Source organism: Mycobacterium sherrisii (genome assembly GCF_002102355.1).
Classification (GTDB): Bacteria; Actinomycetota; Actinomycetes; order Mycobacteriales; family Mycobacteriaceae; genus Mycobacterium; species Mycobacterium sherrisii.
In genome coordinates this window covers 71,146-93,718 of the sequence record NZ_LQPT01000119.1, presented here as the reverse complement: position 1 = coordinate 93,718, position 22,573 = coordinate 71,146, and the positions used below count along the sequence as shown (strand labels likewise).

Here is a 22,573-nt window from a genome sequence, read left to right as displayed (position 1 = left end):
GTGTACCTGCATTCGGCCGTCGACGGGTTCTCCCGACTGTCCTACACCGAAGCCCTTGACAACGAAAAAGCCGTCACCGCAATCGGATTCATGCACCGCGCCCAGGTATGGTTCGCCGTCCATGGCATCGACCGCATCCAGCGGATCGTCACCGACAACGGCGCCTGCTACCGGGCCAAAGACTTCGCCCACGTGCTCCACGGCGCACGCCACCAATTCATCACGCCCTACACCCCGCGCCACAACGGCAAAGTCGAGCGCTACAACCGCATCCTGGCCGAAGAGTTCCTCTACGCCAGGACATGGACCTCAGAAACCCAACGCGCCGAAGCACTCAAAGTCTGGAACATCCACTTCAACTACCATCGACCACACTCTGCCGCCGCAGGCCAGCCACCAGCATCACGACTCGCCACCGGCGTCACCAATGTCATGGCCTCATACAACTAGACGCCTTCGCTCGGCTGTCCGGCGGCGGGCGGCGCGGCGCCGCGCGAGGTTGCTGACCGCCGCGCACGCAACTGCAGCAACCGCGCACCGACGGCCGCGGCAAGGACGGCGATGAGCAGGAAAATGGTCAGCCCGGTCCACGGGAACTCGGGGGTTTCCAGCTCATGCAAAAAATGCTGCGCGGAGACGACGGGATTGCCCGTTTTGGCGATGTCCTCGCCGGCCTCGAGGGTGACTCGGGGGAACTGGGTGCTGTAGGTGCCGACGTAACTGGGGCTCAGGGTCAAGACGGTGGCGTCGTGATAGTCGGCACCGACGACGGTGGAGATGTCGCGCAACGGTGTGTCGTTTGGCGGATTGTGGTCGAGCAGCACGATTTTGAGATTGATACCGGCGGCGTGCGCCTGGTTGACCACCTCGAGCAGGGCCGGCGCCGTCTCTGGCGGCGCGCTGACGTTCGAGGCCGCGACCGCGGCCTTGATCGCCGTCATGTCGACGTCTTGGGGAATGTAGGCGGGCAGGACCGGATGCAAGAAGTAGGTGGTCTGAGGTGATGGGACGAACGAACCCTGCCCGGTCACGATGTGCCTCCTGCCCGCGATAGCGCCTGCGCTACACGAACCGTACGCGACGGGTCAAAGAAAAAGGTTTCAACCCGGCCCCGACCCGAGAAGACTGAAATTGACGTGCCGATGCATTGCAGGACAAGCGTACTGTTAAGGTTGGCATGATCGTCCGGAGCACCGCCCGGCACAGCCCCGCCGGCGGAAGAACTTAATCCCAGGGAGTTGATGTGACCAACCAAGATTCTGTGAACTCGTTCGGAGCCCGCGACACCCTGAAGGTCGGCGACAAGAGCTACCAGATCTACCGTCTGGACGCCGTACCCAACACCGAGAAACTCCCCTACAGCCTCAAGGTCCTCGCCGAGAATCTGCTGCGCAACGAAGACGGCGCCAACATCACCAAGGACCACATCGAAGCGATCGCGAACTGGGATCCCAACGCGGAGCCCAGCATTGAGATCCAGTACACCCCCGCTCGCGTGGTGATGCAGGACTTCACCGGGGTGCCGTGCATCGTCGACCTGGCCACCATGCGCGAGGCGATCGCCGACCTCGGCGGCAAGCCCGACAAGGTCAATCCGCTGGCGCCGGCCGACCTGGTGATCGACCACTCCGTGATCGCCGACCTGTTCGGCACCGCCGACGCGTTCGAGCGCAACGTCGAAATCGAGTACCAGCGCAACGGCGAGCGCTACCAGTTCCTGCGCTGGGGTCAGGGCGCCTTCGACGACTTCAAGGTCGTGCCGCCGGGCACCGGCATCGTGCACCAGGTCAACATCGAATATCTGGCCAGCGTCGTCATGACCCGCGACGGGTTGGCCTACCCGGACACCTGTGTGGGCACCGACTCGCACACCACGATGGTCAACGGCCTGGGCGTGTTGGGTTGGGGCGTCGGCGGTATCGAGGCCGAGGCCGCTATGCTGGGCCAGCCGGTCTCGATGCTGATCCCCCGCGTCGTCGGCTTCAAGTTGACCGGCGAGATCCAACCGGGCGTCACGGCCACCGACGTCGTGCTCACGGTCACCGAGATGCTGCGCAAGCACGGCGTGGTCGGCAAGTTCGTCGAGTTCTACGGCAAGGGTGTGTCCGAAGTACCGCTGGCCAACCGCGCCACGCTGGGCAACATGAGCCCCGAATTCGGTTCCACCGCAGCCATTTTCCCGATCGACGAGGAGACCATCTCCTACCTCAAGTTCACCGGCCGCACCGAGGAGCAGCTGGCACTGGTGCAGACCTACGCCAAAGAGCAGGGCCTGTGGCACGACCCCGACCGCGAGCCGACCTTCTCCGAGTACCTCGAGCTCGACCTGTCCACGGTGGAGCCGTCCATCGCCGGACCCAAGCGCCCGCAGGACCGCATCGCGCTGTCGGCCGCCAAGGCGACGTTCCGGGAGCAGATTCTCAGTTACGTCGACGGCGACGAGGACGGCAAGCAGGGTTACTCGAAGCTGGACGAGGCCGTCGAGGAGACCTTCCCGGCCAGCGACCCCGGCGCGGTGTCCAACGGCCACGCCGACGACGTTCCCGAGGTGCATTCGGCAGCCGCGCATGCCAAGGGCCGCCCCAGCGACCCGGTGACGGTCAAGTCCGATGGGCGCGGCGAATTCGTCCTCGATCATGGCGCCGTGGTGATCGCCGCGGTCACCTCGTGCACCAACACCTCCAACCCCGAGGTGATGCTGGGCGCCGCGCTGCTGGCCCGCAACGCCGTCGAAAAGGGATTGGCGTCCAAGCCGTGGGTGAAGACCACCATGGCTCCCGGCTCGCAGGTGGTCAACGACTACTACGACAAGGCCGGCCTATGGCCCTACCTGGAGAAGCTCGGCTTCTATCTGGTCGGCTACGGGTGCACCACATGCATCGGCAACTCCGGCCCGCTGCCCGACGAGATCTCGAAAGCCATTAACGACAACGACCTTTCGGTCACCGCGGTGCTGTCCGGCAATCGCAACTTCGAGGGCCGCATCAACCCGGACGTGAAGATGAACTACCTGGCCTCCCCGCCGCTGGTGGTGGCCTACGCGCTGGCCGGCACGATGGACTTCGACTTTGAGTCCCAGCCGCTAGGCACCGACAAGGACGGCAATGACGTCTACCTCAAAGACATTTGGCCGTCGCAGCAGGACGTCTCGGACACCATCGCCTCGGCGATCAACTCCGAAATGTTCACCAAGAACTACGCCGACGTGTTCAAGGGTGACGAGCGGTGGCGCAACCTGCCGACCCCGAGCGGCAACACCTTCGAGTGGAACCCGGATTCGACGTATGTGCGCAAGCCCCCGTACTTCGAGGGCATGCCCGCCGAGCCCGAGCTGGTCGCCGACATCACCGGCGCGAGAGTGCTGGCGCTGCTGGGTGATTCGGTGACGACCGACCACATCTCGCCCGCCAGCAGCATCAAGCCGGGCACCCCGGCCGCCCAGTACCTCGACGAACACGGTGTCGAGCGCAAGGATTACAACTCCTTCGGCTCACGGCGCGGCAACCACGAGGTGATGATCCGCGGCACGTTCGCCAACATCCGGCTGCGCAACCTGCTGCTCGACGACGTGTCCGGGGGATACACCCGCGACTTCACCCAGGAGGGCGGCCCGCAGGCCTTCATCTACGACGCGGCGCAAAACTATGCGGCACAGAACATCCCGCTGGTGGTGCTCGGCGGTAAGGAGTACGGGTCGGGCTCTTCGCGGGACTGGGCGGCCAAGGGAACCCGGCTGCTGGGTGTGCGGGCGGTGATCGCGGAGTCGTTCGAGCGGATCCACCGTTCCAACCTGATCGGCATGGGCGTGATCCCGCTGCAGTTCCCCGAGGGTAAGACGGCTCAGGAACTGGGGCTGGACGGCACCGAGGTGTTCGACATCACCGGCATCGACGCGCTCAACGAGGGCAAAACGCCGAAGACGGTGCGCGTCAAGGCGACCAAGGACTCCGGGGACCCGATCGAATTCGACGCGGTGGTGCGCATCGACACCCCCGGTGAAGCCGACTACTACCGCAACGGCGGCATCCTGCAGTACGTGCTGCGCAACATGCTGAAGTCCGGCTAGTCCGAGCCGAGCCACCCGGCCCATGCCCAAAGTCAGCGAGGACCATTTGGCGGCTCGCCGCCGCCAGATCCTTGACGGTGCCCGACGGTGTTTCGCCGAACACGGCTATGACCGAGCCACGGTTCGGCGGCTGGAACAGTCGATCGGGATGTCGCGCGGCGCGATCTTTCACCATTTCCGGGACAAGGACGCGCTGTTTTTCGCCCTCGCCCACGAAGACGCGGAGCGGATGGCCGACGTCGCCTCGCGCGAGGGACTGATCCAGGTGATGCGCGACATGCTGGCCGCCCCAGAGCAGTTCGACTGGCTGGCCACCCGGCTGGAGATTGCGCGCAAGCTGCGCAACGACCCCGCCTTCAGCCGGGGCTGGTCGGAACGCTCCGCGGAATTGGCGGCCGCAACCCACGATCGGTTGCAACGACAGAAGCAGGCACAGCGGGTGCGCGACGACGTACCCGGTGACGTGTTGCAGTGCTACCTGGAACTGGTCCTGGACGGATTGGTGGCCCGGCTGGCGTCCGGCGAGGATCCCCAGCGGCTGTCCGCCGTGCTGGATCTGGTGGAAAACTCGGTGCGCCGCAACGACTCTGGGCAGCCCTCAACGACCCCAGCGGACGGCCGCGGCTAGCGGTGACGGGTATGGTTGGGGCCGCCCCGGCTGCGCATCGTGGTTCCCGATTCACGCAGCATGCTGTGAATCGACCCGTACGATCTGCCGGTGCTGGCGACGAGTGTCCGAATGCTGGCACCGCCCTCGTAGGCGTTGCGCAGTTCGTGCAGCAATTCGGCACGCAGTTCTTTCGACGTTGGCACTGACCCCTCCACGCTTGAAACTCAAATCCAAGCCCCAAGAGTAAGAAGCCGATGTCCTGCGCGTGTCGATTTCACCGAATTCGCCGGCCGGGACTTGCCGGGCTCAGGCCAGCTCGATGAGATCCCGGTATTCCTCGGACCAATAGTCCTCGGTGCCGTCGGGCAGCAGCACGACCCGCTGCGGGTCCAGCGCCTCGGCGGCGCCGGGGTCGTGTGTCACCAGCACCACCGCGCCCTGATAGCTGCGCAGCGCGTCGAGGACCTGTTCGCGCGAGGCGGGGTCAAGGTTGTTGGTCGGCTCATCGAGCAGCAGCACGTTGGCCGTCGAGGCCACCAGGCCGGCCAACGCGAGCCGGGTCTTCTCGCCACCGGACAGGGTGCCGGCCGGCTGGTCGAGCTGCGGTCCGCTGAACATGAACGCGCCGAGCAGGCCGCGCAGCTCCTGTTCGCCGGACGCGGGCGCGGCGTGCCGGATGTTCTCCCACACGCTCGCATCGTTGTCGATGGTGTCGTGCTCCTGCGCGAAATAGCCCAGGCGCAAACCGTGCCCGGGCTCGATGCCGCCGGTGTCGGGGATTTCGGCGCCGGCCAACAGACGCAGCAGCGTGGTCTTGCCGGCACCGTTGAGCCCCAGCACCACCACTCGCGAGCCGCGGTCGATGGCCAGATCAACCCCGGTGAACACCTCCAGCGAGCCGTAGGACTTGCTCAACCCCTTGGCCACCAGCGGGGTTCGCCCGCACGCGGCCGGGGTGGGGAACTTGATCCGGGCGACCCTGTCGGCGACCCGCTCCTCGTCCAGCGCCGCCATCATGCGGTCGGCGCGACGCAACATGTTCTGTGCCGCAACGGCTTTGGTGGCTTTCGCACCCAGCTTGGCGGCTTGGGAGCGCAGCGCGGTGGCCTTGCGTTCGGCGTTGGCGCGCTCGCGGCGGCGACGCTGCTCGTCGGTGGCGCGGGCGTCCAAGTACTTCTGCCAGGTCATGTTGTAGACGTCGGCCTCGCCGCGCACGGCGTCGAGGAACCACACCCGGTTGACGACGTCGGCGAGCAACTCGACGTTGTGGCTGATGACCACCAGCCCGCCGGTGTGCGACCGCAGGAAATCCCGCAACCAGCCGATCGAATCCGCATCGAGGTGGTTGGTCGGCTCGTCGAGCAGCAGTGTGGTCGACGAACCCGAACCGGCGGCCCCACCTTCCGCAGCGGCGAACAGGATGCGGGCCAGCTCCACCCGGCGACGTTGACCGCCGGACAGCGTGCGCAGCTGCTGGGTCATCACCCGTTCCGGCAGACCAAGACTCGCGCAGATGCGCCCGGCCTCGCTCTCGGCGCCGTAGCCGCCCAGCGCGACGAATCGCTCCTCCAGCTGGCCATAGCGGCGGATGGCGCGGTCGCGGGCGTCGTCGTCGGCCACCTCGGCCATCAGCGCCTGCTGCTTCTCCAGATCGGTCAGCAGGACGTCCAACCCGCGGGCGGACAGCACCCGGTCGCGTGCCAGCACGTCGAGATCGCCCTCTCTGGGATCCTGTGGCAGGTAACCGATTTCGCCGGCGCGGGTGACCGTGCCGGCGTACGGTTCACTCTCGCCGGCCAGAATGCGCAGGGTGGTCGTCTTGCCGGCGCCGTTGCGGCCGACCAGCCCGATCCGGTCGCCGGGCTGGATGCGCAGATCGGGACCGTCGGGTGAGAGCAGAATGCGCGCACCAGCGCGGACCTCAAGGCCCGTAGCCGTGATCACGATCGCTCTCCTCGCTTAACGCTGCTATTCGCCCGGCACCCGGGCCGCTACTTGTCGTCGGTGAACACCGGCGGCCGGCGCTCTGCGCGTGCAGCAACCGCTTCTTCGAAGTTGGCAGTGAGCAGACGGACGAAAAGCTGTCCCAAGCCTTCGGCTTGCATGTGCCCTTCCAGGCTACCGGCGTCCAGTCCACTCCACAGTGTGCGTTTGGTCAATTCGACCCCGGGCCGGGAGAACGCGGCAATGCGGGCGGCGATCGCATAACAGGTGTCCAGCAACTGCCCGTCCGGCACCTGGCAGGACACCAGCCCGATGCGCTCAGCCTCCTCGGCGGTGACGTCGCGGCCGGTCAGCATGATTTCGAACGCGCGCGAGGCGCCGATGGCCCGGGGCAGCAGGTACGACAGCCCCAACTCGCTGGCGGTCAACCCGTTGTTGATGCCCGCCGCGCGAAAATACGCGCTCGTGGCGGCGACGCGGATGTCGGCGGCCAGGGCCAGGCACAGCCCGCCGCCGATCGCGGCGCCGTTCACCGCGGCGATGACCGGCTGGTGCAGGCGGCGCAGCGCCAAGATGACCTCGTCGAGCACCTCCATCGACCGCAGCGCATAGGTCGGGCGGGTAAGCCCGTCGACGTTGGGCACCGATCCCGCGGACTTGTGATCGGCACCCGAGGAAAAGCCCCGGCCCGCCCCGGTCAGCACCACGACCCGCACGGCGTTGTCGTAGGTCACCTCGTCGAGGGCCTTTTTCAGCGGCACCATGACGTCGAACGCCATCGAATTCATCCGCTCGGGCCGGTTGAGCGTGATCAGCGCGACGCCCGGGCGCGGGTGCTCCAGCAGTACCAAACTCACCCGTGAACGGTAGCGCGGGCGGTTGCTGACGACCTATTCGGCGGCGGGCCGGCGGCCAAGTCTCAGCTCTTTTGCGCCTCGGCCGCCTCGACGTCGAAGTCGCGAATCTGCTGTACCAGGTCCTCCAGCGCCGCCGGCGGCAATGCGCCGGGCTGGTTGAACAGCAGTTTGCCCTTCTTGAACGCCATCAGCGTCGGGATCGAGCGAATCTGGGCGGCCGCCGCCAGCTGCTGCTCGGCCTCGGTGTCGACCTTGGCGTGCACGATGTCGGGGTGCTTCTCCGAGGAAGCCTGAAAGGTCGGCCCGAACTGGCGGCACGGTCCGCACCAGGAAGCCCAGAAATCGACCAGGACGATGTCGTTGTTCTCGATCGTCGTATTGAACTGCTCAGCAGTAAGGTCCAGCGTTGTCACATTTCGCCTAACGCCACGTCGTAGCCGGATGTTCCCCGCGCGAATGTCGACCACCGGCATGTTCCCGCGCGAACCCCCCATCCTGCTCCGGCCGGCGGCGAATGGCCAGCGCAGCGCCCGGCCGGGGACTCCCCGTGAGGTTACGGTTGCGGAGGTTTTCCCTGCTCAGACACACTTAGGGCTTGTGATCCGCCGCCGGCGGGCCAGTCAGGGGAGATGTCTTGGGCCACTACATCCCGAACGTCCGTGATCTCGAATTCAACATCTTCGAAGTTCTCGATGTCGGCGCCGTGCTGGGCGCCGGCGAATACGCCGATCTCGACGCCGACACGGTGCGGACCATCCTGGCCGAGGCCGCTCGCCTGGCGGAAGGCCCGGTCGCCGAGACCTTCGCCTTCGCCGACCGCAACCCGCCGGTCTTCGACCCCGAGACGCACAGCATTTCCGTGCCACCGGAGTTGGCCAAGACGGTGCAGGCGATCAAGGACGCGGGATGGTGGCGCCTCGGCTTGGCCGAAGAGATCGGCGGCATGCCGGCGCCGCCGCCGCTGGCCTGGGCGGTCAACGAAATGATCTTCTGCGCCAACCCGTCGGCCAGCTTCTTCTGCCTGGGACCCTTTATGGCACAAGCCCTTTACGCCGAGGGCAACGAGGAGCAGAAGCGGTGGGCGGCCGAGGGCGTGGAGCGCGGCTGGGCGGCCACCATGGTGCTCACCGAACCCGATGCCGGGTCCGACGTCGGCGCGGGCCGCAGCAAGGCGATCGAGCAACCCGACGGTACCTGGCACATCGAGGGCGTCAAGCGGTTCATCTCCGGCGGCGACGTCGGCACCACCGCCGACAACGTCTTTCATCTCGTGCTGGCCCGCCCAGAGGGTGCCGGGCCCGGCACCAAGGGGCTGAGCCTGTTCTATGTGCCCAACTACCTGTTCGACCCCGACACCTTCGAACTCGGCTCGCGCAACGGGGTTTTCGTCACGGGGCTGGAACACAAGATGGGGATCAAGTCCTCCCCCACCTGCGAGGTGACGTTCGGCGCCACCGATGTGCCCGCCGTGGGCTATCTGGTCGGCGGCGTGCACAACGGGATCGCGCAGATGTTCACCGTGATCGAGCATGCGCGCATGACGATCGGGGTCAAGGCCGCCGGCACGTTGTCCACCGGTTACCTCAACGCGTTGGCGTACGCCAAGGAGCGGGTGCAGGGTGCGGACATGACGCAGATGACCGACAAGACCGCACCGCGGGTCACGATCATGCACCACCCGGATGTGCGCCGCAGCCTGATGACCCAGAAGGCCTACGCCGAGGGGCTGCGGGCACTGTACATGTACGCCGCCGCACATCAGGATGATGCGCTGGCGCAACAGGTTTCGGGCGCCGATCACGATCTGGCCCACCGCATTGACGACCTGCTGCTGCCCATCGTCAAGGGGGTGAGTTCCGAGCGGGCCTACGAGGTACTGACCGAGTCGCTGCAGACCCTGGGCGGGTCGGGCTTCCTGCAGGACTATCCGCTGGAGCAATACATCCGCGACTCCAAGATCGACTCGCTCTACGAGGGCACCACCGCGATCCAGGCGCTGGACTTCTTCTTCCGCAAGATCGTCCGCGACCACGGCCAAGCACTGCAATTCGTGATCGCGCAGATCAGCAAGACCATCGACAACTGTGACGACGCGCTGAAATCGCAGGCGCAGCTGCTGCAAACCGCGCTCGACGAGGTGACGGCCATGACGGGCGCGTTGACCGGTTTTTTGATGTCGGCCAGTCGGCATCCCACCGAGATCTACAAGGTGGGACTCGGGTCGGTGCGCTACCTGCTCGCGGTCGGCGATTTGCTCATCGGGTGGCAGCTGCTGGTGCACGCCGGCGTCGCACGCGCCGCGCTGGCCGGCGCTGCGTCGCCCAGTGACGAGGCGTTCTATCGGGGCAAGATCGCCACGTCGGCGTTCTTCGCCAAGAACATGCTGCCGCGGTTGACCGCGCTGCGCCGTGTCATCGAATCCCTCGACGACGACGTGATGCGCCTCTCCGAAGACGCCTTCTGATCGGTCACGGAGCGACCGGCGGGTGCATCTCGTCGAAGCGCACGCTGACCCGCTGAAGTGGTTTGACCCGTTCGGCCTTGGCCCGTTTCGCGTAGGTCCGGCGGTCCGCCCGAGTGAGTTCGGCATCGTCGCTGAAGGCGCTGAGCAACGCGCGCGGGTAGAGCCGCTCGACCAGGACGACGTTGAGCTCGGCGCACAACACCAGCGTCATGGACACCAGGTACAGGAAGGCCAGCATGCCCAGGACCAACGCGAACACGCTGTTGGTGGCGCTGGACGTCTTGACCGTGTGCTGGATATAACCGGTGCCGAACCACTGCAAAATCTGCCAAATGATCGCGGCCGCAACGGCTCCGGGAAGCACCTGCCGATAGGTGAGGTCACGCGCGGTGGTCACACGGAAGGCCACCAGGCAGATCACCGCGTTGATCGTGATGGCCGCCAGGGCAACGCAGATCTTGCCGAAAATACCGAATACCCCGGTGGTCTGACCGATCCCCGACAACACGGTGCCCGCCAACGCCACCGAGCCGAGCACCAACAGCAGCAGCAGACTGCGCAGCCGCGACTGAAAGACGTTGGGGCGGTTGTTCTTTGGTACGGCCCACACCGAATCCATGGCATTCTGTAGCGCCTGACCCACGCCCAGCCCGCCGTACAGCGCACCCAGAATTCCGACGACGACCGCGGTCGCCCCGCCGCTGAGCGCCTCCGGCTGGTGCAGCTGGCTGCCGATGACCGGGAACTGGCTCAGCGCGCTGTGCATGACCTGCTGGTGCAGATCGGGCCGCCCGGCGAGCACCACCCCGAGTCCGGTGGTCAGCAGCAACAGCAACGGAAACAACGACACGAAACCGTAATAGGTGATCAGCGCGGCCAGGTAGCCGCCTTGATCATCGAGATACTTGTAGATGACCGCGACCGCGACACTGACTCCGCGGTTGCGTCGCTGCACTCTATCCAGCCACCCGAACATCGCCGATCACTTCATCCCCCGTACGCGCCGACACCCAACAGTTGGGATGAGGGTTCATACCCGCTTTTGGGGACCACCAATCGCGCCGAGCGCCGACCCGCGGCCAGGTTAGACGGTGAAGCCGAGCGCCCGCAATTGTTCGCGGCCGTCCTCGGTGATCTTGTCCGGGCCCCACGGCGGGTTCCACACCCAGTTGATCCGCAGATCGTCAACCAGCCCGCTGCCGACCAGCGCGGTGCGTGACTGGTCTTCGATCACATCGGTCAGCGGGCAGGCCGCCGACGTCAACGTCATGTCGATGGTCGCGACCGTGCCCTCATCGCCCTCTTCGACGTTGAGGCCGTACACCAATCCCAGATCGACCACGTTGATCCCCAGCTCCGGGTCGACGACGTCACGCATCGCCTCCTCGACGTCGGCGAGGAATTCCTCGCTGGCCGCGGCGGTTTCGCTCATCGCTGGTCCTCCTCGAAAGCATGGCTGGCCTGGGCCAGCGCATCTTTGAACGCCATCCAGCCCAGCAGGGCGCATTTCACCCGGGCCGGGTATTTGGCGACTCCGGCGAACGCGATGCCGTCGCCCAGCACATCCTCGTCGCCCTCGATCGTTCCCCGCGAGGACACCATCTCGGTGAAGGCGGTCACGGTCTTCAACGATTCCCCCACGCTCTGGCCGATCACCTGCTGGGTGAGCACCGAGGTGGACGCCTGGCTGATCGAACAACCCTGCCCGTCGTAGGAGACGTCGAGCACCGTCTGCCCGTCGTCGGACAGCGTGACCCGCAGCGTGACCTCGTCACCGCAGATCGGGTTGACGTGCGACACCTGCGCGCCGAACGGCTCGCGCAGCCCGCGGTGTTGTGGGTGCTTGTAGTGGTCGAGGATCACGTCCTGATACATCTGCTCCAGGCGCACGGCTCACGCTCCGCCGAAAAAGTCCACGGACCGGCGCACGCCGGCCACCAGTCGATCGACCTCGTCGGGGGTGTTGTAAACCGCGAACGAGGCCCGCGCCGTGGCGGCCACCCCGAAGCGGCGGTGCAGCGGCATTGCGCAGTGGTGGCCGACCCGCACCGCGACGCCCTCGTCGTCGAGCACCTGGCCCACGTCGTGGGCGTGCACGCCGTCGACCACGAACGCCACCGGCGAGCCGCGGTCTTGCATCGACGTCGGCCCGATGATGCGCACGGCGTCGATGCCGGACAGGCCGTCGATGGCCTGGGCAACCAGGTCGCGCTCGTGGGCCTCGACGGCGTCCATGCCGAGGGCGGCGAGATACCGGACAGCCGCGGCCAATCCGACCACCTGCGAGGTCATCGGGGTGCCGGCCTCGAACCGCTGCGGCGGGCGGGCGTATGTGGTGGCCTCCATCGTGACCGTCTCGATCATCGATCCGCCGGTCAAAAACGGCGGCAGCGCCTCCAGCAGCTCGCGACGGCCGTAGAGCACGCCGATTCCGTTGGGCCCCAGCATCTTGTGTCCGGAAAACGCGCCGAAGTCGACGCCCAAGGCGGCGAAGTCGACCGGCTGGTGCGGCACCGACTGGCAGGCATCCAGCACGGTGAGCGCGCCCACGGCCTTGGCCCGGGACACCAGCTCAGCCACCGGCGCGACGGCGCCGGTCACGTTCGAATGATGGCTGAAGGCAACAACTTTGACGCGCTCGTCCAGTTGTAGCGAGTCCAGGTCGATGCGGCCATCGTCGGTGACGCCGTACCAGCGCACCGTGGCCCCGGTCCGCCGGGCCAGTTCATGCCAGGGAACGATGTTGGCGTGATGCTCGAGTTCGGTGACGACGATGACGTCGCCCTCGCCGACGGCGCCGTCAAACCGTTTGTCGCCCAACACATACGACACCAGGTTGAGGGACTCGGTGGCGTTCTTGGTGAAGACCAGCTCGTCGACGCCGGCACCGACGAACGCGGCGATGTCGGCCCTGCCCTGCTCGTAGGCGTCGGTGGCTTCCTCCATCAACTGGTGGGCACCCCGGTGCACGGCGCCGTTGGACGTGACGAGGAATTCGCGCTCGGCGTCCAGCACCTGCAGCGGGCGTTGCGACGTGGCACCCGAATCCAGGTACGCCAACTGATTTCCGCTGCGCAGCACGCGCTTGAGGATGGGGAAATCGGCACGGATCGCCGCGAGATCCAGTCGATTCACGGAGGCCGTCATCGTTACGCTCCCGCGGCCGCCGAGGTGAAGCGCTCGTAACCGTGCTCTTCGAGTTCGTCGGCGAGTTCCGGGCCGGCGGACTCGACGATGCGACCGCCGACGAACACGTGCACGAACTGCGGCTGGATGTAGCGCAGAATCCGGGTGTAGTGCGTGATCAGCAGGACGCCGCCCTGCTCGGCCTCGGCGTAGCGGTTCACGCCCTCGCTGACCACCCGGAGGGCGTCGACGTCCAGCCCGGAGTCGGTCTCGTCCAGGATCGCGATCTTGGGCTTGAGCAACGACAGCTGCAAGATCTCGTGCCGCTTCTTCTCGCCGCCGGAAAAGCCTTCGTTGACACTGCGTTCGGAGAAGGACGGGTCGATGCCGAGATCGTCCATCGCGCCCTTGACCTCCTTGACCCAGTGCCGCAGCTTGGGTGCCTCGCCGCGCACGGCCGTGGCCGCGGTGCGCAGGAAGTTCGACATCGATACGCCGGGCACCTCGATCGGGTACTGCATCGCCAGGAACAACCCGGCGCGGGCGCGCTCGTCGACGCTCATTGCCAGCACGTCCTGGCCGTCCAGCGTGATCGAGCCCGACGTCACCTCGTACTTGGGATGCCCGGCGATGGCGTAGGACAGGGTGGACTTGCCCGACCCGTTGGGGCCCATCAACGCGTGCGTCTCCCCAGAGGACACGGTGAGGTCGACACCCTTGAGGATTCCGATGGCATCGGCGTCGTCGGTGCGGGCGACGCTGACGTGCAGATCCTTGATTTCCAGCGTGGTCATTGGTTCTTGCTTCCTTCGGTCAACTCAAGTTCGTGCTCGATGGCCTCGGTGAGCCGGTCCCGCACGGCGGGGACGGCGATCTTCTGGATGATCTCGCCGAAGAAACCACGCACGATCAGCCGGCGGGCCTGGTCTTCCGGGATGCCGCGGGCACGCAGATAGAACAGCTGTTCGTCGTCGAATCGTCCCGTGGCGCTGGCGTGTCCGGCGCCGACGATCTCGCCCGTCTCGATCTCGAGGTTGGGCACCGAGTCGGCGCGGGCGCCGTCGGTGAGCACCAGGTTGCGGTTCGCCTCATAGGTGTCGGTGCCGGTGGCCTCGGCCCGGATCAGCACGTCGCCGATCCACACCGTGTGCGCGTCGGGCCGGTCGGAGTCCGGATCGCCTTGTAGCGCACCCTTGTACAACACGTCCGAACGGCAGTTGGGGTGCGCGTGGTCGACGAGCAACCGGGATTCGAAGTGCTGGCCGTCGTCGGCGAAATAGGTGCCGAGCAGCTGCGCGTCGCCGCCGGGCGCAGTAAACCGCACCGTTGTCGACGTGCGCACCAGGTCGCCGCCCAACGTCACGTTGACGTGCCCGAGCACCGAATCCTTGCCCAGCCGTGCGTGATGCGCGCTGACGTGGACGGCGTCGTCGGCCCAATCGGCGATCCAGATCACTCCGACGCCGGCGGAGTCGCCGACGATGATCTCGACGTTGTCGGCGTAGGTGCCGCTACCGCGCAGGTCGACGACGACGATGGCCCGGGCGAGCTCTTCCACCCGAATCTGCAGGTGCCCGTAGGCGACGGCCCCTTCGCCGGGTCCCGTGATCACGATCTCGATGGGCTCGGCCACCTCGGTGTCGCGGGCCACGGTCACCACCGTCGCGGAGTTGAATGACGAAAAGGCTTGCGCAGCAACACGATCGGTGGGGGCGCCGCCCTGCCCGAGCCGCTCGTCGCCGCGGCGCACGGTCTCGGTCGTCACCCCGGGTTGCTCGCCGACGGTGATCTGGGCCTTACCGGTGGCGCGGGCCGACCCGTCGTGCAGGCCACGCAACCGCTTCAACGGCGTGAACCGCCACAACTCGTCGCGGCCATGCGGAACCTCGAACGCTTCGACGTCGAAGGACGCGAACAATTCGCCCTTGTTGACGGCGGTGAGGGCCGAACCCTGCACCGCCTCAGTCAGGTTGCCCACTAGCCGACCGCACCTTCCATCTGCAGCTCGATCAACCGGTTGAGCTCCAGGGCGTATTCCATCGGAAGTTCCTTGGCGATCGGCTCGACGAAGCCGCGCACCACCATCGCCATCGCCTCGTCCTCGGTCAGCCCGCGACTCATCAGGTAGAAGAGCTGGTTCTCGCTGACCTTGGACACGGTGGCCTCGTGCCCCATCGTGACGTCGTCCTCGCGGATGTCGACGTAGGGGTAGGTGTCGCTGCGGCTGACCGTATCAACAAGCAGCGCATCGCATTTCACGCTGGACCGGGATCCGTGAGCACCCTTGTTCACCTGCACCAGGCCGCGGTAGGACGCGCGGCCACCGCCGCGGGCCACCGACTTGGAGACGATGTTGCTCGACGTGTTGGGCGCCAGGTGCAGCATCTTGGCGCCGGTGTCCTGGTGTTGCCCCTCGCCGGCGAACGCCACCGAGAGCACCTCACCCTTGGCGTACTCACCGGTCATCCAGACCGCCGGGTACTTCATCGTGACCTTCGAGCCGATGTTGCCGTCGACCCACTCCATGGTGGCGCCGGCCTCGGCGCGGGCCCGCTTGGTGACCAGGTTGTAGACGTTGTTCGACCAGTTCTGAATGGTCGTGTAGCGGCAACGCCCGCCCGGCTTGACGATGATCTCGACCACCGCGGAGTGCAGCGAATCGCTCTTGTAGATCGGTGCGGTACAGCCCTCGACGTAGTGCACGTAGGCACCCTCGTCGACGATGATCAACGTCCGCTCGAACTGGCCCATGTTCTCGGTGTTGATCCGGAAGTACGCCTGCAGCGGAATGTCGACGTGCACGCCCGGCGGCACGTAGATGAACGAGCCACCCGACCACACCGCGGTGTTCAGCGCGGAGAACTTGTTGTCCCCGGCCGGGATCACGCTGCCGAAGTACTGCTTGAAGATGTCCGGGTGCTCGCGCAGTCCGCTGTCGGTGTCCAGGAAGATGACGCCCTGGCTCTCCAGGTCTTCGCGGATCTGGTGGTAGACCACCTCGGACTCGTACTGCGCGGCGACGCCGGCAACCAGGCGCTGCTTCTCCGCCTCGGGGATGCCCAGCTTGTCGTAGGTGTTGCGGATGTCCTCGGGCAGGTCCTCCCAGCTGGCGGCCTGCTTCTCGGTCGAGCGCACGAAGTACTTGATGTTGTCGAAGTCGATGCCCTCGAGGTTGGAACCCCAGTTCGGCATCGGCTTCTTCTCGAACGTGCGCAACGCCTTGAGCCGGGCCTGCAGCATCCAGTCCGGCTCGTTCTTCTTTGCCGAGATGTCGCGGACCACCGCCTCGGACAGCCCGCGCTGGGCGCTGGCGCCCGCGACGTCGGAGTCCGCCCAGCCGTAGCCGTACTTGCCCAGGGATGCGATCGCCTGCTCCTGAGTCAGGTGCTCAGAAGCCGGTGTGGTGGCCTCGGGTGTGAGGGTCATACGGACGCTCCTTTGATGCTCGTATGGTGCGGGCGCGGGCTGGGCGCCGCTTGATGCTAGGTCTTGCTTGCTGCCTTGCCCGCCGCCTGGGTCAGCGGGACGTGGGTGGTGCAGGCGCAATCGCCGTTGACGATGGTCGCCAATCGCTGCACGTGGGTGCCCAGGACCTCGGCCATGGCCTCCCGCTCGGCCTCGCACAACTCCGGGAATTCCTCGGCGACATGCGACACCGGGCAGTGGTGCTGGCAGATCTGCACACCGTGCAGCGGCGGACCCACCCGCGTCGTCGTGGCCACGTAGCCGGCCTTGGTCAGCGCGCCGGCCACCCGCTCGGCGGCCGCCTCGACGTCGGCGTCACCGGCACTGCCGGCGGGCTGCACGTCGGCCAAAATCGTGTCGATGCGGCGTCGCGCGAACGCCTGCAGCGCGCCTTGTCCCCCGATTTCTCGCAGCTGGCGCATGGCCGCGGCGGCCAGATCGTCGTAGGCGTGGTCGAGCTTGGCCCGCCCGGCCGGCGTCAGCCGGAAGCGCTTGGCGGGCCGTCCCCGGCCGGCCTGCTGCCACGCCGCGGCAGGTGCGGACTCGGCGTCACCGGCGTCGACCAGCGCGTCGAGGTGGCGGCGCACACCGGCGGCGGCCAGGCCTAGCCGGTCGCAGATCTCGCTGACCGTGATCGAGCCGGATTCCAGCAGCAGCCGCACGATCGCGCGGCGGGTGTGACCATCCGGGACTGCAGCCGCAGCCGCCGCACCGATCGTGGGCGCGGCGCCGTCCTGGGAGGTCGGGATTTTCACAACACCAGTGTGACGCAATTCCGGAAATCGGTCCAGCAAGGGTGCCCTCACCTGCGCACCGCGCTCGCCGATACCCGCGGTTTCCAGCAGCTATGTCACAAGATTTCATTTTGTGACTTCGGCCTCCATCATCCGGTCACCGTGCCTCACGGCGGCCGGGCACCTTCGAGGCGAGCGAGGTCGCGCACAAATGGCCCGTTGCGGTCGGTTACTACCGAAGGTAGTCAGCCAGCGCGTTTCCCATTGCGGCTTCGCCCAATGCGTTCGGGTGCAGTGGCAGCGCCGGATGCGTCACGGTGTAGCCCTCTATGTATCGGTCAGCCGGCGGCGCGCACACGTCGTGGCCGATGGTGAGGGGCCGGGTGTCGAAGTACTCGATTTTCTTGTCGGCCGCGAGTTCCCTTTGCCGGTCGTCGATCTCGTCGATCTTTGACTGAAGGTGGGCGCCGTCCTGTGGGAGAATGGGCTGCTCGGGAAAGCACCCTCCCGGGCGCATATACGTTCCGTAACCGACGACCACGATGCGCGCATTGGGCGCCTTAACTTTCAGGGCATCAATCATCGCAGCCCATGCCGGCACCTGGGCGGCAATCCTTGCCGAAAGCCGATCGCCTCCGCCACGGTATTGATCGGTGCACGGCGCGGCATCGGGCGAGGATGCCCTGCAGTGCATGACAATCGGCCACAATCCGATATCGGCACCGCCAATGCTGACCGTGATCAGTGCGGTGTCACCGCTCACCGCGTCGATCTGCAACGGCACCGGACCCGCCGGTGTGTGCTCTGCCTGGTGCAGGATGTCGTTCGTGGTTGCGCCGCCACAGGTTACGTCGGTGAATTCGCTTGGTGCCAGCCGGCGCGCCAGAACCGATGGGTAGTCGTTGGTCGACTTGCCGCAACCCAGCGGCGGGGCGGGCTCAGGAACCGATGGCGCCGCCGCATAGGAGTCACCCAGGGCGACATATTTGAGCTGCTTGGCTGCCGGCTGCGCGTTCGCCGATGCGGTGCAGGTGATTGCGAGCGCTGCGGCCAGCGCTGAGCCGGCCCGCATCAAAAATGCTGATGCCGGTTTCACAATTGGGATACCCCTCCGTCGACCGCGAGTTCGGCTCCGGTGGTGTACGTCGCTTCAAACGCGAGGAAGGCCACCGCCTTGGCCACCTCGTCGGGATGGCCGAGGCGTTTCATCGGATTATCCTGCGCCATTTGGCATTTCGTCTGCTCGGCGTCCTCTTCGGGCATCGCTTTGGCGAGAATCGTGGTGTCGATCGGACCGGGGCTCACCGCGTTGACGCGGATGCCGCGCGGGAGCAGTTCGATGGCCAGGGTGCGCGCCATCGAGCGCAGCGCCGCCTTGCTGGCCGAGTAGGCGCTGAGCAGTGGTAGCCCCATCACGTTCACGACCGAGGTGGTCAGCACTACCGCGCCGCCCTCGGCCATGAGCGGGACGAATCTCTGCACGGTGAAATACGGCGCCTTGGTGTTGAGCGTCAACAAATCGTCGTAGACCGCCTCGCTCATATCTTGAAACGGCACGAAATGGGTCGAACCGGCGTTGACGAACAGCAGGTCGATACTGCCGAATTCGGCGTTCGCTCGGTCGGCGAGGGCGTCGATGTCGAGCATTGAAGTGGCATCGCTTTGCAGGGCAATTGCATTCGGCCCGAGCGCGTCGCGGGCAGATTGCAGTGCGGGGCCGCCGCCGAGGGGCGTGCCGCTACGCTGCAGTGATGGCAGCGCGCCAGCACACGCTGAGCTCGTCGATCGCCAGTTTGCATGGTGACGAGCAGGCGGTGGGTTCCCCGCTGAATGAGACGGAACTCACCGCTCTTGCGCGCACCCGTTTGTTCGGCGCGACCGGAACGGTCCTGATGGGGATCGGCGCACTGGGAGCCGGGGCCCGGCCCGTCGTGCAGGACCCCACGTTCGGCGTCCGGCTGTTGAACCTGCCGTCGCGCATCCAGACGGTGTCGTTGACGATGACGACCGTCGGGGCCGTCATGATGACGCTGGCCTGGCTGATGCTGGGCCGCTTCGCGCTGGGCAAGCGGCAGATGTCGCGCGGCGAGCTGGATCGCACCCTGCTGCTGTGGATGCTGCCGCTGCTGATCGCGCCGCCGATGTACAGCAAGGACGTCTACTCCTATCTGGCGCAAAGCCAGATCTCGCTCGAGGGCCTCGACCCGTACAAGGTCGGTCCGGCGTCCGGCCTCGGCCTCGGCCACGTGTTCACCCTCTCGGTGCCCAGCGTCTGGCGGGAGACGCCGGCGCCCTACGGCCCCCTGTTCCTCTGGATCGGCCGCGGCATCTCGGCCCTGACCGGCGAAAACATCGTCGCCGCGGTGCTCTGCCACCGCCTGGTGGTGCTAGCCGGTGTGGCGATGATCGTCTGGGCGACGCCGCGGCTGGCCCGCCGCTGCGGGGTCGCCGAGGTCAGCGCGCTGTGGCTGGGCGTGGCCAACCCGCTGCTGCTGATGCACCTGGTGGCGGGCATCCACAACGAGGCGCTGATGCTCGGGCTGATGCTGATCGGCGCCGAGATCGCGCTGCGCGGCATCGAGGCGCCACGGCTGTGGCCCACCTCGTGGCGCCGGCTGGGCCCCGACTGGGAGCCGCTGGGCCTGCTGCTCGCCGGCTCCATCCTGATCACCCTGTCCTCGCAGGTGAAGCTGCCCTCGCTGCTGGCGCTGGGGTTCGTCACGATGGCGTTGGCCTACCGGTGCGGGGCCAACCTGCGGGCATTTCTGCTGGCCGGCTGCGGCATGGGAACGCTGTCGCTGGCCGTGATGGGGCTGGTGGGCTGGGCCAGCGGGCTCGGGTTCGGCTGGGTGTTCACCCTGGGGACCGCCAACGTCGTGCGCAGCTGGATGTCGCCGCCCACCCTGCTGGCGCTGGCCACCGGCCAGGCCGGCATTCTGCTGGGCCTGGGCGATCACACCACCGCCGTGCTGGCGCTGACCCGCTTTATCGGCGTGCTGATCATCATGGTGCTGGTCACCTGGCTGCTGCTGGCCGTCTTCCGCGGCCGCCTGCACCCGATCGGCGGCCTGGGCGTCGCATTGGGCATCTGCGTGCTGCTGTTTCCGGTGGTACAGCCCTGGTATTTGCTGTGGCCCATCATTCCGCTGGCCTGCTGGGCGACCCGGCCCGGCTTCCGGGTCGCCGTCATCGTGATCACCCTGGTCGTCGGCATCTTCGGCCCCACCGCCAACGGCGACCGGTTCGCGCTGTTCCAGATCCTGGACGCCACGCTGGCCAGCGCCGCCGTCGTGGCCGTGCTGATCGCGTTGACCTACACCCGCCTGCCGTGGCGGCCGCTGCTGCCCACACCGCTGCAGGCCGAAGCCGCCGAGACGCCGGCCGATGCCCAGCCCACGCCGAGCCCGCGGGCCACCCCTCGACCCGAGTCGGCACCCGGCGCCTACGCTGACTCGACGTGAGTTCGGGCCCCTCGACAACCCCGGCCCGCGCAACGGTGGTGCGGCTGCGCGGGGTGAGCAAGCACTATGGCTCTACGACGGCCGTTTGCGGCCTCGATCTGGACGTACACGCCGCCGAGGTGCTGGCCCTGTTGGGCCCCAACGGCGCCGGCAAGACGACGACGGTCGAGATGTGCGAGGGCTTCGTACGCCCCGACGCCGGAACGATCGAGGTGCTCGGGCTGGATCCGGTCGCCGACAACGCGCGGCTGCGCGCCCGCATCGGGGTGATGCTGCAGGGTGGCGGCGGTTACCCCGCGGCGCGCGCCGGGGAGATGCTCGCGCTGGTCGCCTCGTACGCCGCCGACCCGCTCGATCCGGACTGGTTGCTGGCCACCCTGGGTCTGACCGACGCCGCACGCACCACCTACCGGCGGCTCTCGGGCGGCCAGCAGCAACGCCTCGCCCTGGCCTGCGCGCTGGTCGGGCGGCCCGAACTGGTGTTCCTCGACGAACCTACCGCCGGCATGGACGCGCACGCCCGGCTGCTGGTGTGGGAGCTGATCGATGCCCTACGCCGCGACGGGGTGACGGTGGTGCTGACCACCCACCAGCTCAAGGAGGCCGAGGAGCTCGCCGACCGGATCGTCATCATCGACCGCGGTGTGACCGTCGCGGCGGGCACCCCGGCGGAACTCATGCGCTCCGGCGCCAAAGACCAGGTGCGCTTCACCGCACCGCCGCGGCTGGACCTCTCGCTGCTGTCGTCGGCCCTGCCCGAGGACTACAAGACCACCGAGGTGACCCCCGGCGAGTACCTGGTCGAGGGCCCGGTCGACCCGCAGGTGCTGGCGACGGTGACGGCCTGGTGTGCCCAGATCGACGTGCTGGCAACGGATCTGCGCGTCGAGCAACGCAGCCTCGAGGATGTGTTCTTGGACCTGACAGGCAGGAAGTTGCGACCGTGACCGACAGCAACGCCCCGCTGTTCCCGGCGGGCACCTTCGCCCCGGACCCGCGTCCCAATGCGGTGCCGAAAATGCTGGCCGCACAATACGGGCTGGAGCTGAAGTTGTTGCTGCGCAACGGCGAACAACTGCTGCTGACCATGTTCATCCCGATCACGCTGCTGGTCGGGCTGACGCTGTTGCCGTTCGGGTCGTTCGGGCACAACCGCGCCGCGACCTTCACCCCCGTGATCATGGCGCTGGCGGTGATCTCGACGGCGTTCACCGGGCAGGCGATCGCGGTGGCGTTCGACCGCAGGTACGGGGCGCTGAAGCGGCTCGGTGCCACGCCGCTACCGGTCTGGGGCATCATCGCCGGCAAATCGCTGGCCGTCATCACCACGGTGTTTCTGCAGTCGATCATTTTGGGGGCCATCGGGTTCGCGCTGGGCTGGCGGCCCGCCCCGGCGGCGCTCGCGCTGGGCGCGGCGGTGATCGCGCTGGGCACCGCCGGCTTCGCGGCCCTGGGCCTGCTGCTCGGCGGCACGCTGCGCGCCGAGATCGTGCTGGCGTTGGCGAACCTGCTGTGGTTCGTCTTCGCCGGCCTGGGCGCCCTGACCCTGGAGACCGACATGATCCCGACGGCGGTCAAATGGGCGGCGCGGCTCACCCCGTCCGGCGCACTCACCGAGGCGCTGTCGCAGGCGATGACGTTGTCCGTCGACTGGTTCGGCGTCGTCGTGCTGGCGGCGTGGGGTGCGGTGGCGGCCCTGGGCGCGCTGCGCTGGTTCCGCTTCACCTGACGGTGGCCCGACTTCTGGCCCCGCGCCGCGACACTTAACCCACGCACACGACACGCCGGCGCGGTTGTCGGTGAGTTAAGTCTCGAGGTAAGCGCGCGATACTACAGGCTGTAGTTT

The 22,573-nt window shown here is 67.0% G+C and carries 21 protein-coding genes and 1 pseudogene; 7 read left to right on the top strand and 15 right to left on the bottom strand.

Annotated features, from left to right (window positions below):
* Nucleotides 1-450, top strand: a 450-nt coding sequence (locus tag AWC25_RS25065; RefSeq protein WP_142278637.1) for an integrase core domain-containing protein, incomplete at its 5' end; no start/stop codon positions are given.
* Here AWC25_RS25065 and AWC25_RS25060 read toward each other — a convergent pair.
* A complete protein-coding gene (locus AWC25_RS25060) occupies nt 447-1,031 on the bottom strand; it encodes an Rv1476 family membrane protein (protein WP_069401194.1) in 585 nt (194 codons plus the stop codon). The genes AWC25_RS25065 and AWC25_RS25060 overlap by 4 nt on opposite strands.
* A 212-nt stretch (nt 1,032-1,243) precedes the next feature.
* Between AWC25_RS25060 and AWC25_RS25055 the strand changes: the two genes are divergently transcribed.
* Together AWC25_RS25055 and AWC25_RS25050 are read left to right on the top strand one after the other, a co-directional pair.
* The gene (locus AWC25_RS25055; protein ID WP_169717167.1) at nt 1,244-4,066 is read left to right on the top strand and encodes an aconitate hydratase; all 2,823 of its coding nucleotides are present in this window, start codon (nt 1,244-1,246) and stop codon (nt 4,064-4,066) included.
* Between the two features lie 22 nt (nt 4,067-4,088).
* Nucleotides 4,089-4,694: a TetR/AcrR family transcriptional regulator gene (locus AWC25_RS25050; protein ID WP_069401195.1), complete on the top strand. Its 606-nt coding sequence runs from the start codon at nt 4,089-4,091 to the stop codon at nt 4,692-4,694.
* Here the strand turns inward: AWC25_RS25050 and AWC25_RS25045 are convergent.
* The 4 genes from AWC25_RS25045 to trxA all read right to left on the bottom strand — a co-directional run bounded on the left by AWC25_RS25045 (nt 4,691) and on the right by trxA (nt 7,890).
* On the bottom strand, nt 4,691-4,879 hold the full coding sequence (locus AWC25_RS25045) for a helix-turn-helix domain-containing protein (protein ID WP_044511429.1): 189 nt from the start codon (nt 4,877-4,879) through the stop codon (nt 4,691-4,693). The genes AWC25_RS25050 and AWC25_RS25045 overlap by 4 nt on opposite strands.
* A 103-nt stretch (nt 4,880-4,982) precedes the next feature.
* The gene (locus AWC25_RS25040) at nt 4,983-6,620 is read right to left on the bottom strand and encodes an ABC-F family ATP-binding cassette domain-containing protein (RefSeq protein WP_069401196.1); all 1,638 of its coding nucleotides are present in this window, start codon (nt 6,618-6,620) and stop codon (nt 4,983-4,985) included.
* A 47-nt stretch (nt 6,621-6,667) separates the two neighbouring features.
* Nucleotides 6,668-7,477: an enoyl-CoA hydratase gene (locus AWC25_RS25035; RefSeq protein WP_069401197.1), complete on the bottom strand. Its 810-nt coding sequence runs from the start codon at nt 7,475-7,477 to the stop codon at nt 6,668-6,670.
* Nucleotides 7,478-7,539: 62 nt separating this feature from the next.
* On the bottom strand, nt 7,540-7,890 hold the full coding sequence (trxA, locus tag AWC25_RS25030; protein ID WP_069401198.1) for a thioredoxin: 351 nt from the start codon (nt 7,888-7,890) through the stop codon (nt 7,540-7,542).
* 221 nt (nt 7,891-8,111) lie between these two features.
* Between trxA and AWC25_RS25025 the strand changes: the two genes are divergently transcribed.
* The gene (locus AWC25_RS25025) at nt 8,112-9,941 is read left to right on the top strand and encodes an acyl-CoA dehydrogenase (protein ID WP_069401199.1); all 1,830 of its coding nucleotides are present in this window, start codon (nt 8,112-8,114) and stop codon (nt 9,939-9,941) included.
* Nucleotides 9,942-9,945: 4 nt separating this feature from the next.
* On the opposite strand, the gene AWC25_RS25020 is transcribed toward AWC25_RS25025, so the two are convergent.
* From AWC25_RS25020 to AWC25_RS24975, 10 genes and pseudogenes are all read right to left on the bottom strand, one after another.
* Nucleotides 9,946-10,917 carry a YihY/virulence factor BrkB family protein gene (locus AWC25_RS25020; protein ID WP_069401200.1) on the bottom strand — a complete coding sequence of 324 codons (972 nt, stop codon included), beginning with the start codon at nt 10,915-10,917 and terminating at the stop codon, nt 9,946-9,948.
* A gap of 108 nt (nt 10,918-11,025) precedes the next feature.
* A complete protein-coding gene (locus AWC25_RS25015) occupies nt 11,026-11,373 on the bottom strand; it encodes a metal-sulfur cluster assembly factor (protein WP_069401201.1) in 348 nt (115 codons plus the stop codon).
* Nucleotides 11,312-11,816, bottom strand: a pseudogene (gene sufU, locus AWC25_RS25010) (Fe-S cluster assembly sulfur transfer protein SufU). The gene AWC25_RS25015 and the pseudogene sufU overlap by 62 nt, the downstream one beginning before the upstream one ends.
* An 18-nt stretch (nt 11,817-11,834) precedes the next feature.
* Nucleotides 11,835-13,088, bottom strand: a complete 1,254-nt coding sequence (locus AWC25_RS25005; RefSeq protein ID WP_069401203.1) for a cysteine desulfurase — start codon at nt 13,086-13,088, stop codon at nt 11,835-11,837.
* Nucleotides 13,089-13,090: 2 nt separating this feature from the next.
* Entirely contained in the window at nt 13,091-13,861 is a 771-nt protein-coding gene (sufC, locus tag AWC25_RS25000; protein WP_069401204.1) for a Fe-S cluster assembly ATPase SufC, read from the bottom strand.
* Nucleotides 13,858-15,045, bottom strand: coding sequence for a Fe-S cluster assembly protein SufD (gene sufD, locus AWC25_RS24995; protein ID WP_069401205.1), 1,188 nt, complete (start codon nt 15,043-15,045; stop codon nt 13,858-13,860). Before sufD ends, sufC begins: the two co-directional genes overlap by 4 nt.
* Nucleotides 15,045-16,493 (bottom strand): Fe-S cluster assembly protein SufB, encoded by a 1,449-nt coding sequence (gene sufB, locus AWC25_RS24990; RefSeq protein WP_069401206.1) that lies wholly within the window; start codon nt 16,491-16,493, stop codon nt 15,045-15,047. Before sufB ends, sufD begins: the two co-directional genes overlap by 1 nt.
* A gap of 56 nt (nt 16,494-16,549) precedes the next feature.
* Nucleotides 16,550-17,338, bottom strand: coding sequence for a helix-turn-helix transcriptional regulator (locus AWC25_RS24985; RefSeq protein ID WP_232327114.1), 789 nt, complete (start codon nt 17,336-17,338; stop codon nt 16,550-16,552).
* 160 nt (nt 17,339-17,498) lie between these two features.
* Nucleotides 17,499-18,338 (bottom strand): SGNH/GDSL hydrolase family protein, encoded by an 840-nt coding sequence (locus AWC25_RS24980; protein WP_069401208.1) that lies wholly within the window; start codon nt 18,336-18,338, stop codon nt 17,499-17,501.
* Between the two features lie 20 nt (nt 18,339-18,358).
* The gene (locus tag AWC25_RS24975) at nt 18,359-18,976 is read right to left on the bottom strand and encodes an SDR family oxidoreductase (protein WP_085168058.1); all 618 of its coding nucleotides are present in this window, start codon (nt 18,974-18,976) and stop codon (nt 18,359-18,361) included.
* 41 nt (nt 18,977-19,017) lie between these two features.
* Between AWC25_RS24975 and mptB the strand changes: the two genes are divergently transcribed.
* The 3 genes from mptB to AWC25_RS24960 are packed head-to-tail and all read left to right on the top strand — an operon-like array spanning nt 19,018 to nt 22,456.
* Nucleotides 19,018-20,727 (top strand): polyprenol phosphomannose-dependent alpha 1,6 mannosyltransferase MptB, encoded by a 1,710-nt coding sequence (mptB, locus tag AWC25_RS24970; RefSeq protein ID WP_069401209.1) that lies wholly within the window; start codon nt 19,018-19,020, stop codon nt 20,725-20,727.
* Between the two features lie 35 nt (nt 20,728-20,762).
* Nucleotides 20,763-21,674 carry an ABC transporter ATP-binding protein gene (locus AWC25_RS24965; RefSeq protein ID WP_142279053.1) on the top strand — a complete coding sequence of 304 codons (912 nt, stop codon included), beginning with the start codon at nt 20,763-20,765 and terminating at the stop codon, nt 21,672-21,674.
* A complete protein-coding gene (locus AWC25_RS24960) occupies nt 21,671-22,456 on the top strand; it encodes an ABC transporter permease (protein WP_069401211.1) in 786 nt (261 codons plus the stop codon). Before AWC25_RS24965 ends, AWC25_RS24960 begins: the two co-directional genes overlap by 4 nt.
* Nucleotides 22,457-22,573: the final 117 nt, after the last annotated feature.

Coding starts and splice junctions, on each gene's coding strand:
- sufB (WP_069401206.1), bottom strand. CDS start 16,493: ATGACCCTCACACCCGAGGCCACCACACCGGCTTCTGAGCACCTGACT.
- AWC25_RS25050 (WP_069401195.1), top strand. CDS start 4,089: ATGCCCAAAGTCAGCGAGGACCATTTGGCGGCTCGCCGCCGCCAGATC.
- AWC25_RS25005 (WP_069401203.1), bottom strand. CDS start 13,088: ATGACGGCCTCCGTGAATCGACTGGATCTCGCGGCGATCCGTGCCGAT.
- sufC (WP_069401204.1), bottom strand. CDS start 13,861: ATGACCACGCTGGAAATCAAGGATCTGCACGTCAGCGTCGCCCGCACC.
- AWC25_RS25020 (WP_069401200.1), bottom strand. CDS start 10,917: ATGTTCGGGTGGCTGGATAGAGTGCAGCGACGCAACCGCGGAGTCAGT.
- AWC25_RS25015 (WP_069401201.1), bottom strand. CDS start 11,373: ATGAGCGAAACCGCCGCGGCCAGCGAGGAATTCCTCGCCGACGTCGAG.
- mptB (WP_069401209.1), top strand. CDS start 19,018: ATGGCAGCGCGCCAGCACACGCTGAGCTCGTCGATCGCCAGTTTGCAT.
- AWC25_RS24980 (WP_069401208.1), bottom strand. CDS start 18,338: ATGCGGGCCGGCTCAGCGCTGGCCGCAGCGCTCGCAATCACCTGCACC.